The organism is Paenibacillus pinihumi DSM 23905 = JCM 16419, assembly GCF_000422505.1.
Taxonomy (GTDB): domain Bacteria; phylum Bacillota; class Bacilli; order Paenibacillales; family Paenibacillaceae; genus Paenibacillus_D; species Paenibacillus_D pinihumi.
The window spans coordinates 244,931-261,086 of the sequence record NZ_KE383869.1 but is presented as its reverse complement, the minus strand read 5'-3'; the positions used below and the strand labels follow the sequence as shown (position 1 = coordinate 261,086).

General features: G+C 50.1%; 12 protein-coding genes and 1 pseudogene. 4 read left to right on the top strand and 9 right to left on the bottom strand.

Annotated elements, in window-relative coordinates:
• Nucleotides 1-501: pseudogene (locus H583_RS37285) on the top strand (collagen-like protein); the annotation flags it as partial.
• 220 nt (nucleotides 502-721) lie between these two features.
• Here H583_RS37285 and H583_RS0130280 read toward each other — a convergent pair.
• The 3 genes from H583_RS0130280 to H583_RS0130265 all read right to left on the bottom strand — a co-directional run bounded on the left by H583_RS0130280 (nucleotide 722) and on the right by H583_RS0130265 (nucleotide 4,483).
• Nucleotides 722-1,606 carry an NAD(P)-dependent oxidoreductase gene (locus tag H583_RS0130280; RefSeq protein WP_028563759.1) on the bottom strand — a complete coding sequence of 295 codons (885 nt, stop codon included), beginning with the start codon at nucleotides 1,604-1,606 and terminating at the stop codon, nucleotides 722-724.
• A gap of 769 nt (nucleotides 1,607-2,375) precedes the next feature.
• Nucleotides 2,376-3,815, bottom strand: a complete 1,440-nt coding sequence (locus H583_RS34850; RefSeq protein WP_245586041.1) for a sensor histidine kinase — start codon at nucleotides 3,813-3,815, stop codon at nucleotides 2,376-2,378.
• Complete coding sequence (locus tag H583_RS0130265) at nucleotides 3,800-4,483, bottom strand: response regulator transcription factor (RefSeq protein ID WP_028563758.1); 684 nt, start codon at nucleotides 4,481-4,483, stop codon at nucleotides 3,800-3,802. The genes H583_RS34850 and H583_RS0130265 overlap by 16 nt, the downstream gene beginning before the upstream one ends.
• A 248-nt stretch (nucleotides 4,484-4,731) precedes the next feature.
• Here H583_RS0130265 and H583_RS0130260 point away from each other — a divergent pair, with 248 nt between their 5' ends.
• Nucleotides 4,732-5,454 carry a YceI family protein gene (locus tag H583_RS0130260; protein WP_028563757.1) on the top strand — a complete coding sequence of 241 codons (723 nt, stop codon included), beginning with the start codon at nucleotides 4,732-4,734 and terminating at the stop codon, nucleotides 5,452-5,454.
• A 114-nt stretch (nucleotides 5,455-5,568) separates the two neighbouring features.
• On the opposite strand, the gene H583_RS0130255 is transcribed toward H583_RS0130260, so the two are convergent.
• Both H583_RS0130255 and H583_RS0130250 read right to left on the bottom strand, forming a co-directional pair.
• A complete protein-coding gene (locus H583_RS0130255) occupies nucleotides 5,569-7,140 on the bottom strand; it encodes a sigma-70 family RNA polymerase sigma factor (RefSeq protein ID WP_028563756.1) in 1,572 nt (523 codons plus the stop codon).
• 264 nt (nucleotides 7,141-7,404) lie between these two features.
• Nucleotides 7,405-7,710 (bottom strand): AraC family transcriptional regulator, encoded by a 306-nt coding sequence (locus H583_RS0130250; protein ID WP_028563755.1) that lies wholly within the window; start codon nucleotides 7,708-7,710, stop codon nucleotides 7,405-7,407.
• Nucleotides 7,711-8,191: 481 nt separating this feature from the next.
• Here H583_RS0130250 and H583_RS0130245 point away from each other — a divergent pair, with 481 nt between their 5' ends.
• Nucleotides 8,192-8,374 (top strand): hypothetical protein, encoded by a 183-nt coding sequence (locus H583_RS0130245; protein ID WP_028563754.1) that lies wholly within the window; start codon nucleotides 8,192-8,194, stop codon nucleotides 8,372-8,374.
• A 269-nt stretch (nucleotides 8,375-8,643) separates the two neighbouring features.
• Here the strand turns inward: H583_RS0130245 and H583_RS0130240 are convergent, their stop codons facing one another.
• From H583_RS0130240 to H583_RS0130225, 4 genes are all read right to left on the bottom strand, one after another.
• Nucleotides 8,644-11,829 carry a bifunctional cytochrome P450/NADPH--P450 reductase gene (locus tag H583_RS0130240; protein ID WP_028563753.1) on the bottom strand — a complete coding sequence of 1,062 codons (3,186 nt, stop codon included), beginning with the start codon at nucleotides 11,827-11,829 and terminating at the stop codon, nucleotides 8,644-8,646.
• Nucleotides 11,830-11,909: 80 nt separating this feature from the next.
• Nucleotides 11,910-12,494, bottom strand: a complete 585-nt coding sequence (locus tag H583_RS0130235) for a TetR/AcrR family transcriptional regulator (protein ID WP_028563752.1) — start codon at nucleotides 12,492-12,494, stop codon at nucleotides 11,910-11,912.
• 274 nt (nucleotides 12,495-12,768) lie between these two features.
• The gene (locus tag H583_RS0130230; RefSeq protein WP_028563751.1) at nucleotides 12,769-13,785 is read right to left on the bottom strand and encodes an SDR family oxidoreductase; all 1,017 of its coding nucleotides are present in this window, start codon (nucleotides 13,783-13,785) and stop codon (nucleotides 12,769-12,771) included.
• Nucleotides 13,786-14,120: 335 nt separating this feature from the next.
• On the bottom strand, nucleotides 14,121-14,858 hold the full coding sequence (locus H583_RS0130225; protein ID WP_028563750.1) for an SDR family oxidoreductase: 738 nt from the start codon (nucleotides 14,856-14,858) through the stop codon (nucleotides 14,121-14,123).
• Nucleotides 14,859-15,122: 264 nt separating this feature from the next.
• Here H583_RS0130225 and H583_RS0130220 point away from each other — a divergent pair, with 264 nt between their 5' ends.
• Nucleotides 15,123-15,911: a helix-turn-helix transcriptional regulator gene (locus H583_RS0130220; RefSeq protein ID WP_028563749.1), complete on the top strand. Its 789-nt coding sequence runs from the start codon at nucleotides 15,123-15,125 to the stop codon at nucleotides 15,909-15,911.
• Nucleotides 15,912-16,156: the final 245 nt, after the last annotated feature.

The window sequence follows — 16,156 nt, the reverse complement described above, 5'->3', positions numbered from 1 at the left end:
CCGACCGGAGACACGGGCGCAACTGGAGACACCGGACCGACTGGGGCCACAGGTGCAACTGGAGCTACTGGAAGTTTTGCTACGGCCTATATTTATGTCTATGCCACAGGCACCCAGCCTGTAGCTTCTGGCGAGGACGTTGTGTTCAGCGGGGTCGGACCTTTGGCAGGCGGCCTTTCTGCCGCACCAAATACGTCTCCGGTTGTTATCGGCGCGACTGGCGACTACCATGTTCAGTGGAGCGTAACGGTTAGCGAGGAAGCTGATACCGCCTTCGCCATTGCGATTGATAACACAGCACTCGCTCAAACAACCTACGGCTTTGCAGTAAGCGCCGGGGCAGGGAACTTCTATCAAACAGCGGGACACGCAATTGTTTCGATTCCTGCAAACGCAAGAGTTACTCTGAGAAACGTGGGCACGGACAAAGATTTGGCCACCAAGATTGACGGTCAGAACATTGTAAATGCCTCACTTGAAGTATTTAAGTTAACACCGTAATTGCAATAAGCTGCAACGAAAACCAATCCTTCAGGCTCTAGCCCTTTCAAGAACCGTCTGCGAAAATGAAACATCTTTTGCAGATTGTCCTGAAGGGGTTTTTTTTCACGAAACAAATCCCATTTAAGTTCAAAAAAAGAGCATCCTGAACAAAAGGATACCCTTCTCCATCTAACTATACATGTCCGGACAATCCACTGAATCAGCTGTCATACCGTCCCTATTTCTCAATATAATACTTGATCAGCGCCTGAGTGCCTTTATCCTCATAACCCTTTCCGGCAAGCTGCCTGTATAATGATTCTGCCAGTGCCAGCCCTGGTGTATCCAACCCCATCTCCTTGGCTGCTTCCAGTGCAATGCCCATGTCCTTGATGAAATGCTTCACGTAAAATCCCGGTTCAAAATTGCCGGCAATAATGCGAGGCGCAAGATTGCTAAGGGACCAGCTCCCTGCTGCCCCGCTCTCAATGCTCTTGAGAACAGAAGTGGCATCAAGCCCCGCTCTTTCAGCATATGCCATCGCTTCACAGACCCCCATCATATTGGAGGCAATGGCGATCTGGTTGCACATTTTCGTATGCTGACCAGCCCCTGCCTTCCCCTGAAGCACAACATTGCTGCCCATCAGCTCCAGCAGCTTGCGAACAGCGTCAAAATCCTCCTGGTCGCCCCCGACCATAATCGACAGCTTACCTTCCCTTGCCCCGATGTCACCGCCAGATACAGGAGCGTCGAGTCCGTGAAGCTCTTTCGCTTTGCAAGCTTCGTAGATCCGTGCGGCCAGCAGCGGACTTGAAGTCGTCATATCGATCAGGTAAGCTCCTGCCTTCGCATGAGCAACTAATCCATCCCCTCCCAAGTAGATTTCCTCGACATCCTTCGGGTAACCAACCATCGTTATTACAACGTCACAAGCCTGTGCAAGCTTTGCTGGCGTTTCATGCCAATACGCGCCTTCCTTTACCAGCTCCTCTGCTTTTGAGGCTGTTCGCGTATAGACATGCAGTTGATAGCCCGCCTTTTGAATGTGACCCGCCATGCTTTTTCCCATAACGCCGATGCCGATAAAGCCTACTGCCGTTTTTTCAGGTGTGAGTGTCATATGGTTCTCTCCCTTTTACAAGTAAGTTGAATCGCTGGTGACGAAAACTAACGCCAAATGCAACCCAAATATGATATTGCATGAGCATGACCGCTATTTGCCTTGTCAGTCTCCACGCCGTTCGGAGATTGTACCACTTATAAATTTCGCCCCGCTGATTCATGCCAAATTCTTTAAATCTCTTTTACCCCCGACCAGATGATACAGCAGGAGCAGGGGAAGCTTATACTCCTTTATGGTATCCATTTTGGTACTACATAACAATAGTGCGCATTCTTAACATTAACCGATTGTATCAAATATAATACAGGCATCGGACAAAAACATCTTGGCGAGACACAGGAGCAGACAAGAGTGACATTCTCCCGTCCGCTTTTTGCATCTGAGAAAAAAGTATTATTGCATCATGAGATGGAATACTGCTGATTCGGATTAAAATGATTTTGTTGATACAGAATAGGGATGTGACACATATATGAGAGTGGTATTGGTTAAGGATGGAGGGCTAGTTTAAGATGTGAAGGTCGGCTTCAGTTGGACAACCTTCTTTTTTGCATTCTTCCCGCCTTTGCCTTTATTTCGGGGAACCCTGAAGCGGGCGATAATTATGTTTATTATGGCAGTTATTTTGGGCTCATTACATTAGGGATTGGAGCCAGGATGTGCAACATTGTATTTTCCTTTGTTTACGAACCGCCGGGAGAATCCTCGCGGTTTTGTTGTTTGGATCACGGGCCGCTGCACGCATAACTAGCAAGAAAAAGAAGGCTTAAGAACGCCTTTCTTTTGCTGTCGCCCCGGCCCAGGGAAGCTTCAACATGAAGGTGCTCCCTGTATCGCAGCTGCGGCCCAGAGTCAATTCTCCATGCTGAGACCGGGCCAGCAAACGGCTTAGGGTCAGTCCAAGACCAAGGCCGCGAATCACTCTTTTCTTCCGTTCCCCACGGTAAAAGCGTTCAAATATATGCGGCTGCTCCTCACGCGGAATCCCACTGCCATTATCTGATACCTCGACGGATATATAGGACTCGCTCTTGTCCCTAATAGTTTTCAGGCAGATATCTATTCGAAGCGGCCGTCCCGGCACAGCGGCTTGCAGTGCGTTGTTCAGCAGGTTGACCATAATTTGCTGCAACCGGAGCGCATCACCGATCACCGTCACAGCTTCCCCTGTTCCCTGAAAGTTGACCGTCATCCGGTTATGCTCATTCCCCAGCCTCCATTGATAGACAATTTCCGAGACAAGGTTCTCCAGTTCAATCCGGTCTTCCCTTACCTCCAGGCTTCCTGAGGAAAATGCGTTGTAGTTCAGCAGATCCGCTACCATCCGCTCCAGCCTGTCGGTCTCTTTAAGCGCAATTTCCAGGAACTCTTCGGCTTCCTCTTTGGCTACGACCCCTTCCCTTACTGCCATGAGAAGTCCCTTAATAGAAGTAATCGGCGTTTTCAGCTCGTGCGTCACACCAGCCAGGGACAGCTCTCTCCAATCTTCCAACTGCTTGAGACGGATCGCCATGTTCTTAAATGACCCTACCAGTTCGTGAATCTCCCGTTCCCGTGTTTTGACGTTCAAGTCCACCTCATATTGCCCGTTGGCAATTTGCATAGCACTGCCCGCTACCTTCCGAATTGGGTCCGACAGCTTGCGGGATAATAAATACAGTGTGAGCCAGCCGCACAAGATGAGGGTCAGAAGCAGCACGGCAACGAGAATAATTTCGTTGGGACTATAGGTAAGCGAGCGCTTGGATTGAAGCAGTGTGACCTGTCCTTGCAGCTGCCCGCGGCGGAAAATTGGCGTTGTGATCGCCATGAACCTTTTATCCCGGGCATACGTAAAGTCATCGGACAAAATTCCTTCCACTTCCCTGCCGCTCAGCTCCGGGCGGGAGAAGACCACTTCCCCTTGACTATTTGTAATGATCAGGGACAGCTCTTGCTTGTTAATATTAAAATAGGCAAAGCGGCTGTTCAGCAGCTTGTCAAAATCGGCTGGAATACTGATCTGGCCATCTACTGTAACCACCCGGTCGACAATTTCCTGTCCGAGCAGACCTGCCGTCTTCAAACGGCTGTTCATTGTAGCATCCATAATCCAATACATCGCAGATAGCGCAATGATAGCAAGACTTACACACAGTATGGCGAAATAGCGAATCGTCCAATAGGTCAAAATGGAAATCTGCCCGTTGCTCATTCCTTGAGCCAAAATTGATACCCCATTCCACGCAGCGTACGAATCTCTCCGGCGCCAGCCGACCAATGGGACAAGGACTGGCGCAGCCGCTTGATCGACAAATCTACTGCCCGGTCACTGCCATCATAATCCATTCCCCATACCTGCTCAATTAGCTGCTCTCTAGTAAAGGTACGTCCCGGCCTCTCCGCCAAAAACAGCAGCAGAGACAATTCACGCGGACCCAAAGCAACCTTGGCCCCATTGACCAGGACCTCCTTGGCAGAAAAATCAATGACCAGGTTGCCGTACAGCCTCCGGCATTCACGGTCTGTCCAATGCGGCCGTCTGCGCAACACCGCATTGACTCTCGCTACGACCTCCTCCGGAACGAACGGCTTGCTCATATAATCATCCGCACCTCCGTCGAGCCCTGCCAGCCGGTCGCCAATTGCGTCTCTGGCCGACAGCATGATGATGGGGCAAGCACTCTGCAGCCGGATTCTGGAGAGCAGCTCCAGGCCGTCGAGATCAGGCAGCATAATGTCGAGCAGGACAAGTGCAGGGTCCTGGGATTCAAATTGTGCAAGCGCCTCTCCGCCGGTTGAGGCCCTGACAGGTGCATAGCCAGCCCTTTTCAAATAAGCAGCCAACACCCGCGATATCCCCTCTTCATCCTCTATAATCAGTATCGTCTTCACTGTACCCTCCTTTCTTTCAGGCAACTGTATTTGTAATTATCATTACCATATCCTTACTGGCGCTGCAAGCCTTGAAATTCATTTATAATATGGAATTTAAAGTAATATTTTCGCATTTCGACTTCGTCCCGACACAATTCACTGCTACAGTTAGAGCAGATTGTCTGTTCATGATGAAAGGTGGCGTATTTAGCCTGAGACAGAAGGTTAAAATCCGATAAAAAAGATCACACAGGAGGGAAATCGTTATGAAGAAAAAAACCAGAAATCTGGTCATTGCAGGAACCGCTGCAGTGATACTTGTCTGTACCGGCGGATACATGTTCATGCAGGATTATTTGGGGAACAAAATAAAAATTCATCAAGTCATTGCGTCTGCCGACTCGGCAGCAGCCGGCGGCTCCAACACGGCCAATACCGTGCCAGGAGCCCGGAATGCAACCGTCTCCGGTGAACAATTAAATGGGAACTGGGCAATTACGGGCGATTCCAGAGTCTATTTCTCAGTCGACACAACCAAAGAAAAGGTGAATTTTGAAAATGATGCGGTCAACGGCAAATGGATCATTAATTTGAACGATGCAGGAAGTATGAAGGGCCAGGGGAGTATTGATATGAGTCATATTAACTCCGGCAATGAAAAACGGGACAGGCATCTAAAAGAACCGGATTTCTTTGATATTGAGAAATATCCGAACGCTGAGTTTACTGCTTCTTCATTTGAAGGACTGCTGCCTGAATGGCAAGAAGGAACAGCCTATGATTTTACGATGAACGGTGTATTGACCGTTCGTGGAATTGATAAGGACGTCACCTTCTCCGGCAAAGCCCTGTACGAGAATGAACAGGTGAAACTGTCCGGTACGACTTATGTCACCTTCGGGGACTTTGGACTGGAACGGCCAAAATCCGTCTTGCTCAGTGCGGAGAAGGACATCACGGTGCAATTGGAGCTTGTATTGAAAAGGTAATCTCAAGGGGATGTAACCCCTCCATAGCTGCGTATGGGCAAAGTTCGAAAATCTCAGACAGACAGGCCCGGATATTTAGAGATGCCCGGCCTGCCTGTCTTCTAATTGGCGGATTTAACAATCCGGCATTTCAACCAAACTGTGTCTGGCCTCGTCCCAGCGCCAGCACGGGCTTGTTCCTTGCACATGCACACCCCCATACCATTCATCAATGCCTTGGTGCTGCATCCAGTCTGTCTTGCCTTTCATTACATCCTGCCCTAGCTCAGTCAGCGTCAGGGTACAAGATTGCATAGCCGATGGTGAATCATGAAGACCGGGGAATGCCTCCAAACCCTCCAGCTGAAGCAGTGGATGCGAGCCTTGAGACATGTCCCGCAAAACCGACCAGTATTGCAAATCTCCCATACCCAAAATATGCAGCCTGTCACCAACGCTCCGAAACAGCTCGTATGGGGACGTTATTTCAGAAGCTGCTAGCTTCAGCGTGGTCTGCTCGACAATCCCAAGCCCATTGGATACGGACGGAAACCGGGATAAATGGGCTTGATAGGCCGCCTTGGCAAATGGCAATATGGAGGTGTCCGCCTCCACCAGCCTTTGCAGAAGGTGCGGGTCCGGTGATGTGTAAGCTTCCCAATAGCTGCTCCCTGCAGCCAGCTCAGTCTCCCCGATCGTCTGCCAAGTGCCGGACAGCGAACCGATCTGCTCCGGGGTTAGCTGCCCAAGTCCGCGGAACAGCTCAATGCCTGGATACTCGCCAATGCATAACAGGCTCAATCTCGTATTCTTTAACCGCATGCGGGAGAACTGATGCAGAAGAAAGCATAGCATCGTCTGGTCAAACAGATCATGCTCAAACCATAGCACAATTTCATCATATTGATGAACGGCAGCCAGCTTCTGCTCTTGTGCTTCGCTAGCCTTTAAGTACTCCTGCTCCGGAACACCCATAGTCCGTTCCAAATAGCCGGAACGGAATGCGCGATGCTCCGGCACTTCAGGCTCCGCAAATACCGGCCCATGCGAGTAGACCTCTCTCCAGACAAGAATATCCCCGCTTACCCCTGCTTGACGCAACGTCTCCCCTACAGAATCCCCATTCACAATATGCAACATGCTTGTTCCTCCCTCATGCAGATGGTTGATAACAGCAAATACATCCGGGACTCGAAGCGAGCCCTTCAGTTTATGCCGGGCATCAAACAATCTTTTTTTCAATGCCGGGACAGATACACCCAGAAAGTCCGACATCTCTTTTAATGAATAACCCTGAAAATAAAACAGCTGTACTGCAAGCCGCAGATGTGTTGTTAATCCCCCGATTTTATCTTGAATCAACCGCTTAAGCTCTTTTTGCTCCATCATGTCCGCGATATCCGGCATCAGATTCCCGTCCAGTCCAGCATTTTCACAAGGAACCTCAATTAGCGGGTTTCTGCGGAGCATGCGAGAGCATTGGCGAACGACAATTACTTTGAACCAGCCCGGAAATGCTTCCGCCATGCGAAGCTTGTGCAAATTCAAGAACGCCTCTGTGAAGGCCTCCTGCACCGCATCTTCCGCTAACTGGACATCCTGAAGCTTCTCATAAGCAACTGAGCCAGCCATCCCTGCATAATGCCGCACCAGCCGCTCGAAGGCCTGCCGGTCGCCCTGCTGCGCAGCTTTCACATCTTTCTGCATCGTTACCTCCCCTCTTCCCTATATACTTAAGTGCCGCCATAGCCCTGGAAGGTTACAAATCATTCTGATTTTTTTCAATAAAATATCATACTTCCTTCCTCCAGCCAAACTTGGCTACAAATACCCTCCTTATTCGCGGATCATTTTGAGGAATATGTGATTGAGCGCCCGGGGGGGACGGTTCGCTTTTGATCAGAACGTCACTTCCGGATGAAAAGTGGCTGTTTTGGCTTACAGTGTCTTTGTTTGATTTGATGCAAAAAACTACAACCCCCTGACAGGATTCTTGTTCCCGCTTGCAGCAGCTGGTGTCTCTTCAATAACATGAATAATTTGCTCCGCATTAAACCTTAATTGGAGGCTTAAATACGGCATTTCCGGCGTTGCCTGGATAACTTGTCCCGTGACTGGCAAATGAACGGAAGCAATCAAATACGACATCGGATCATAGGTATAGGTTTCTTGTCCGAGCATCACGATCTTGGAGCCTTGCGCAATCAGACATAATGCCGGATCATACACGGAATGAATCGGTCCAGATAATTCCGATCCGCGAATGAAGCTGAGCATGGGTATAGCCGTCTGCTGCTTGCCGTCTGACGTTGTAAAACGCCCTATAATAGACGAATATGTTTTTGCTTTTTTTAAACCTCATAATTCGTCGTTTGATGTGACATTCCGCTCACCCTTCTCCACGTCCTCTGATGACTTATATTTTATTATGCCTTGGACGATTAGGCAATCATCTGCTGCGGTCAGCTATCGCTGGCGGATGCAACCGTCTCATAATGAGCCCGCCAGGTTGCAAGCAATTAAATCAACGGAATCAAGAATTGTTGAAACTGAACGGCATCACTTACAGCGCAAAGCTTGATCGTTCATTCGGCACAACTTATTGACAAAGCCTGGCTTACAAAGAGTGGTTTCAGGCCGAAAACATAGTTTTATGTCACCTATTATCGAAGATAACGACAGGATAAAACGGTATTCCCAATCATTCTACATTATATATTTTTGCATATTTTAAACTATTAATGAGATCGATTCATGTATGAAAAGCGGTAAATCGGCAGGCAAAGTGGCGATTGTAACCGGCGCTCCAGGAAGGGATAGGGAGCGCAATTGCAGCGGGGTTGGCGTGGCCTGGGGCAAAGTTGTCGCAAATTATAGCAATAGCCGGGAAAAAGCGGATGAAGTGGTGGCCCAAACATTGAAAAAGAGGGAGAAGCGGTAGCATTCAAGCGGATATCAGCAAGGTAACAGAGGGAGAGAAGCGGTTCCAGGAAACACTGGATACCTATGGACAAGTCGATATTTTAGTCAATCATGCAGGAACTAAAGGAGCTGTAGAACAATTTAGCCGGTTAACACGTATAAACGGAAATACATGGGGGGTTAGGATAAACGTATCGTATGGCTGATCACAAGTAAAAGACGCAGTCATTCTGGCCCCGGAGGGGGGGGAAGAGCGACTCCGTCTTTTACTTGTCTTATTCAGTAATCTTATGAACCTGCCCACACATCCTTGGCATAGCGCCCTTCTTCAGTGAGGCGCTTCAGCCAGAACATGGCCGCTTCCTGATCTGCCCCTTGCACTGTCCGGTAAGCCTGCTGCAAAGCGGCCTCCACATCAGGCGCCATTTGGCTCCCGTCTCCGCATATATACAATCGTCCGCCATCCATCACACAGCCGATAATCTCCGCCGCATGCTGCTTTATAAGATGCTGGACATAGACTTTAGGTGTTCCTTCTGCGCGGGAGAAGGCGGTATGGAGCTGCACTATGCCTTCCTGGTCGTATGCTTCCAGCTCTTCCCGGTAGATAAAGTCCGCTTCATTCCGGCATCCGAAGTATAAATGAGCTCTGCCCAGCTTCCCGCCTCCCTGCCGGATTGCAGCCCTCGCCTGAAGAAAGGCTCTGAACGGAGCGACACCCGTCCCAGGCCCAATCATAATAACTGGCGTTTCCGAATCATTCGGAAGCCGGAACCCGGATTCCGGCGTGCGGACAAAAACCATGATCGGGTCTCCGGGCTTGCGATCCGCCAGATAGTTCGAGGCTACGCCGCAGTATTCGCCGTATCCGCTCCAGGCGGCATCCCGTATAACTGCCACCGTAATACTCGCCTGATTCTTATTTGCCTTCGGTGAGCTGGAGATCGAGTAATATCTGGGCTTGGGCGGCGGGAGCAGCTCGACGAACCGCTCGAATGGCAGCTCGCAAGCCTCGTACCTCTCCATCAGCTCCAACATCGTAACCCGTTTCCCCAACACTTGTTCCTTATACGCTTCTTCCGCAAGCAGTGCCTCCAGCTCCCGCTTGTGAGGGGGACAGACGGTATGCGCCGCCAGCTCCCGCAGCTGAGAACGGGTTGCAGGCTCCTGCACTTCCACGCTGTAGGTCAGAAGATCAGAGAGGCTGACCGGCTGATTCAGCGGCAAATGTGCTGCATGCTGCCCGTCAGTCATCAAGATGGCCTGATCCTTCCCGTTCAATCCGAAGCGGCGCAAGATACGGTTCACATTCTCTTTGCTGTTTCCGGGCAGCACTCCCAGGTGGTCACCCTCCTGGTAAGCCAGCCCTTGCGGCAGCGCAATTTCGAGATGGCGTGTGCTGCGTCCGCTGCCTGCCAATTGCAGCTCGCAATTTCCCGTTACCCGGGCATATACAGCATCATACGCCAGTGCCTGGGGAATTGCGGTCAGCCCGCTTGTGAAGGCAATAGATAGCGTGCTGCGCTCCTTCGTGGCCGCAACCTCCATCTTCAAACTGAAAGCATCCATCACAACCGGCCACAAGTGCTCACGCCACGCATCCAGCTCCTGCTCAAAGTCTCCTCCTGCATCTGCCTCGCCATGTACGGTCAGTCGGCTTGCTCCCTTTAGAGCAAGCTGCTCATCAATGAACCTCGGCACCTCCTGATAAGAGGCCCTCCAATTCCGGTCCCCGCAGCCAAACACTGCATATCGGACACCTTCAAGTTCACCTGGTGCCGCCTGCTCCAGCCATTGCACGAACCCCCGTGCGTTGGAAGGCGGCCTGCCGTTGTAGGAGGCTGTCACAATCAACACCGCTCCGTGCCTGGGCAGTCTTCCAGCCCAGGCGTCCAGCGGCCCGGCCTCGCTGTGGAATCCATAAGCGCGTGCGGTATCGGACAGCTCGCGGGCAATGCCCTCCGCAGTTCCCAGGTTGGAACCGTACAGCACCAGCAGCGAGTTCTGCTCAGCCCCGGCAATAGGGTTCGCCGCAGCTTGCTCTTTGTGAGCGGTGCCTGCAGTTGCAAGTTTGGATCCTGCGTCCTGAATTCGGGCGGATGCAACCTTCTCCCGAGGTTTCACCCGGATTTTGAAGTCTCCCGGCTTAATAGTTAAGGTCTGCTGCACGTCCAATTGATAATTCGTATAATCTATCAGTTCGAAATGCTGGAGGATCATGCCCAAAACCAGTGTCGCCTCATGCAGTGCGAACTGCATGCCGATACAGGCCCGCTGCCCGTTCCCAAACGGCTTGAAGGCATGGCTGGGCACCTTCTCCGGGTCCTCGAACCTCTCCGGACGGAATTCCCCGGCGTCCTCGCCCCAGGCCGCTTGATCCCGGTGGAGCTGCGGCAGCAGAATGCTAACGCTGTCCCCCTTTTTGAGCGGATACTTGCCGCCGATGACCGTGTCCTCCTTGGCATACACATCAAAGCCCGGCGCTGTAGGCCATAGACGCAACGATTCGTTCAGGATCATCCGGATATATTTCAGATCAAGCACCTGCTTGTAAGTAGGGGGCGCGCTGCTTAATACCTCATCTGCTTCCCGATACGCCTTATGCAGCACTGCCGGATTTTTCAGCAGGAAATAGATGGCGAAAGACAGCAGGCCGCTTGTCGTCTCATGGCCGGCAATCAGGAAGGTAATGATCTGATACCGGATATTTTCATCATCCAGTGTCTCGCCGGTATCCGGGTCCTTGCCGTGCAGCATGCGGGCCAGCAGATCCATCTCCCCATTGTCCGCCCCGGCCTTGCGTTCTGCAATAATGGTGTCCACCAGGCTAAACATCGTCTGAATATCCTCGTTGTACTGGCGTCTGTTGCGCACCATGAGGAGATCTTGAATTTTCAGCCGCGAGCTTTTATGCATGGCTTCATTCAGCGCACGGACCATACTGATGATGAACGGACTGTGTCCCTCCCTGTAATAGCTGTTGAAGCGGTAATTGAATCCGCAGAGCCCGATTGTATCCAATGTCAGCCGGGTCATATCATCCGGAACATCCACACTCTCATTCGCATTGAGGCGCGACCACTTCTGAACAAGCTGTTCCGCGATATCCACCATCATCGGATGGTAGCCTTTCATCGCCTGCTGGCCAAAGGTAGGCAGCAGGATATTATGCGCCTTCTTCCAGTTCGGCTCATCCGTCCGGCTTGTAAATAGCCCGTCTCCGCCAAAAGCCCGCACATTCTCCAGCTCACTGAAGATATGCTTGTCAAAGCGGGATTCATCACATGCCTCTGCGACCAGCTCATGACCGGACACAACCAGGCTGGTGAAGCCGGGCGCAGTCAGACGGTAGATTGGACCCAATTCATCCGCCAGCTTGCACATGGACAGGGTGGGCCGATCCTTATCAATGAGCGGCAAATTGCCGAGGGGGCCGTACTTTTTGGGTTCAGGGACAACAGCAGCTTCTTTCATCATCAGCACATCCTCTCCGGGATTTAATTTACGCGCTCAGCATTCGGCATTCGGCAGATCAGCCGGATTCACAAGCTTTCTTATTTATTCAAAGGCGCGTTGCTTGCCTTCACACCGTTGAACAGCGTATCAACGACCAGCGGCGCTGCTGCTTTTCTGGCAACATGCCCATCCTGAACCTGCTGCCACGTGACAAACAGCAGCCAATACAGCACATTAAGTATCCATTCCGTAGCCATATCACTTCGGAAATAACCCTGCTGCTGCAGCTCCTTGATTGTCTGCCGTACCGGCTCCTTCAGCACCTCTTCAGCCTCTGCCAGTTCCTTGCTGTAATTCAGCGAGGTATCATGGGCGAGAAAATAAATTTTGTCCCCCAATGGAATCAGAGCCTCAATCAGATCAGGAATATAACGCTCCAGGGCACTCTCGTCGCGGGGAACAGCTCTCATCGTCTCTTTGACCACATCAACCGCCCTCAAGCCCAGCTTCAGCATAAGCTGGTCCCGGTTCTCAATATAGCGGTGGAGCGTAGCAATGCCGATGCCAGCGTGCCCGGCAATCTCATTCAGGGAGGCTGTCGGCTTCTCCACCAGCAGCTCGGTTGCAGCGTCCAGAATTGCATTCATCCGGTTCTCTTTTACGCTTGGTTTGGCATTCCTCATCATCTATTACCTCTTTCGCAATTATGAAATGCATGATTATTTTTGATAGATTAAACTATCATTTGATATTATATTAACTTATTCATTATGTTATTTCAACCTCTGCTGTTATCATGACTATCGATGAATAAAGCATGAGCGCAATAAAAAAAGCCTGTCCAAGTTTAACTTGAACAGGCCTGGCGTATCCGGTAATCTCACTAGAGCGTTACCTTGCAAGGAGATCATCTATTATATTAAAAGAGGTATGCGCAGAAGCAACGTTCAAGGACTGTCAGGCATTAATAGCTGCAATGGCAGCGTCCAGAGCGCTGATGACCTTATCGCACCAAATATCGAATTCCCCATCCTCCACCTGATGTTCCGGGTGTGCAAGAATGTATTCAATAGTCTCCCGGATGCCTTGATCCATACGGGTTGTTGCTACGAAATCGGGTACCAGCCGTTTGATTTTGGAGTTGTCGAACACCACCGTATTGGACTTGTCTCCAAGCAGGCTGCCACGGTAATCCTCCTTGCTGCATGCAGCCAGAAATTCGGAAGATACATGGACCGCATTCAGCTTCACACCCAGTGCATCCGCAATCACCTCATAAATCTGGTTCCAGGTTACCGATTCATCGGATGTAATCTGGACAGACTCTCCGATGGCATGAATATTGCCCATTAACCCGATAAATGCTTTGGCAAAATCGCGGTTATGGGTCATCGTCCACAAGGAAGTGCCGTCACCATGGATGATTACCGGCTTATTCTCCAGCATACGCTTGGCTACCTGCCAGGTTCCATTGCTGCCATGGACACCCATCGGAATGGTACGCTCATCATACGTATGACTCGGCCTTACAATCGTAATCGGGAAACCATCCTCCCGGTACAGCTTCAGCAGATAATCCTCACAGGCGATTTTATTGCGGGAGTAATCCCAATACGGGTTGGATAACGGCGTGCTCTCCGTTACTCTGTAGTCCGATAACGGCGTCTGGTAGGCCGACGCAGAGCTGATGAAGATGAACTGCTTCGTTTTCCCTTTGAACAGACGGTAATCCCGCTCCAGATGCGCAGGTTCATAGGCGATAAAATCAGCTACGACATCAAATTTCATTTCTCCGATCAGACTGGCTACCTGAGCCTCGTCATGAATGTCTGCATGGATAACGTGTGCTCCCTCAGGCAGAGCATCATTCCGGCTGCCCCGGTTGATCAAATACAGCTCGCAACCCTGCTCCAGCAGTTGTCTGGTAATCGCAGAGCTGATCGTTCCTGTGCCTCCGATAAATAGCGCTTTCATAGATGATCGACCTCCGTTAGTTGAATAAACAAGCGTTCCTATCTTCCTCATGAACACAAGGACGCAGCAGCGGCCCTGCTAGACAGTCTTATCGTATCATTTCCCCCGATAACCCTGCAATGCATCCTTATTTTAATTGGCTCTTCGGAAAATGTAGTGGAAAACCAACCAACGTAATATGATTATTAAATCGGATTTTATGGTTGAACGATGATCCTGATTTTGGTAATTTAAAAACATAAACCTTAATGACATGGAGGATAAATGATATGTTGAAAAAAGGTGACAAAGTTACGTTTGAAGGAATAGAAACAAACGTGTCACCTACAAGAAGCTTAAACGAGAGTAGAACCGCCATCCACGACAACGATCTGACCGGTAGAATAGTTCTCCCGCATTAAGTATAAAAATGCTTCGGCACCATCCTCCGGTTCGCCGATTCGCCCAACTGGAAGTGATTCCCCTACATTTTCATACATTGTGTTCCGGTGTTCCTCAGGAACGTCATTCCAAAACTCGGTACGCATAATGCCGAAGCAAACGGTGTTGACGCGAAGCGGGCTCAACTCGACGGCCAACGCTCTGGTGAGCGACTCGACAGCACCGCATATGCTGGCTGCAACAGTAACTCCCTTCTGTGGACGAGCTCCGGCAACGCCGGAAGTCAACGTGATCGAACCACCCCGTCGGATGTTTCGACTGCCATATTTGGCAGCCATAAACGCTCCCCAGTATCGCAAGTTAAACAATTGCTGCGCTGTCTCGACGTCGGTGGTATCGAGATTTTCGATCATCATTGGGTCGCCGGCAGTGAAAACCAAGTGATCGAATTCCCCGATATTACTAAAAAATTTTCTAACCTGTTCCTCATTCGTCAAATCAACCGCATACCCCTCGGTACCTTCGGGCAAACGCGAAACGGCACGGTCAACTTTTTCTTTTTTACTGGACACGACGACCAGGTATGCCCCTTCCCGAGCGGCGGCTTCGGCAGTCGCAAACCCGATTCCGGACGTTCCTCCAAGAATAACAACACGTTTGCCTTTGAAACTATGCCCATGTTCGATCTGCATTGTTTTCACAATAAAAATCTCCTTCGTATTCGATATTTGGATTGACCTTGCCAAACGATTCTCATCAGCCGCGATCAGCCGATCAATGGGAAATTCGGTACAGCTTGTTTAATCTCCGGCTCCTCCTTAACAACGGACGATAACACGATTATAATCAGTCATAGAACCGATATACAGGTGTGCATTTATAGTACTGTTCCGGATACTATTGGCACGAATACTAGTATAAATACTATCACCAAATGGAGAGGATATAACATATTTATGAATGATGAAAGAAGACGTAAACAATTGGCTGATTTTCTCCGGTCACGCCGCTCGCGTTTATCCCCAGGAGAGATGGGTTTGCAGGTTGAAACGTCACGCCGCCGCACGAAAGGCTTGAGACGGGAAGAAGTGTCAAGCTTATCGGGTATTTCCTTGCCGTGGTATACAGCACTGGAGCAGGGCCGGGACATTCATGTGTCGGAGCAAGTCCTGGAAAGCTTGGTACGAACATTACGTCTTAACAGCGACGAACGCAACCACCTTCTCGTATTGGCCAACCATTCCCCGCTTCCGCAGTCAAAAGCGGATGATGCCGTTCCTCCTTCCCTGCAGAAGATTCTGGACAGGATGGGAACCTATCCGGCGTACATTATTGATAGACGCTGGAACGTTATCGCTTTGAACCAAATATCGGATACGTTGTGTAGAGACTTCAGCCGAGACCCGGAGCTCGGAAGAAATATTCTTTGGCATGTCTTCGCGGTGGAGGACAGCAAGTTTCGCATCGTGAATTGGGAGAATGTCGCCTCTACGATGGTGGCCCATTTCAGAAGCCGGTTTGCCTTTTACATGAACGATTCGTGGTATCAAGAACTGGTCGACAAGTTATGTGACAGGAGCGAAGAATTCAGGACGCTATGGGAACGACATGATGTTTCCGATACTTTGGAAGGTGAACAAATAATCCGTCTTTCCGAAACTGAGCTGCTGACTTTCCGATACCATACTTTTAAAATCTCTGAGAGCAGCGATTTAGCAATGAGGGTGTTCACGCCATCTGACTGATGAATTCAATTTTTTAGGCACAGGACCATTGGTGGTAGAATTGGAGGATGTTGAGGGATGGTTGAATGCATAAGTACCCATAAAATTACTCACAACGGATGAATAGATGAGAAAAATCAGGTGGCTACATTTAATCTTTATTTCTGGAGGCATTGTTTCAGGTTGGCAATTTAAGACTCTCCTAATTAGAAACAGCATGAGTGAGTGGCAGTTATTTGCCTGGCAAGTATATGGATTGACTTGAA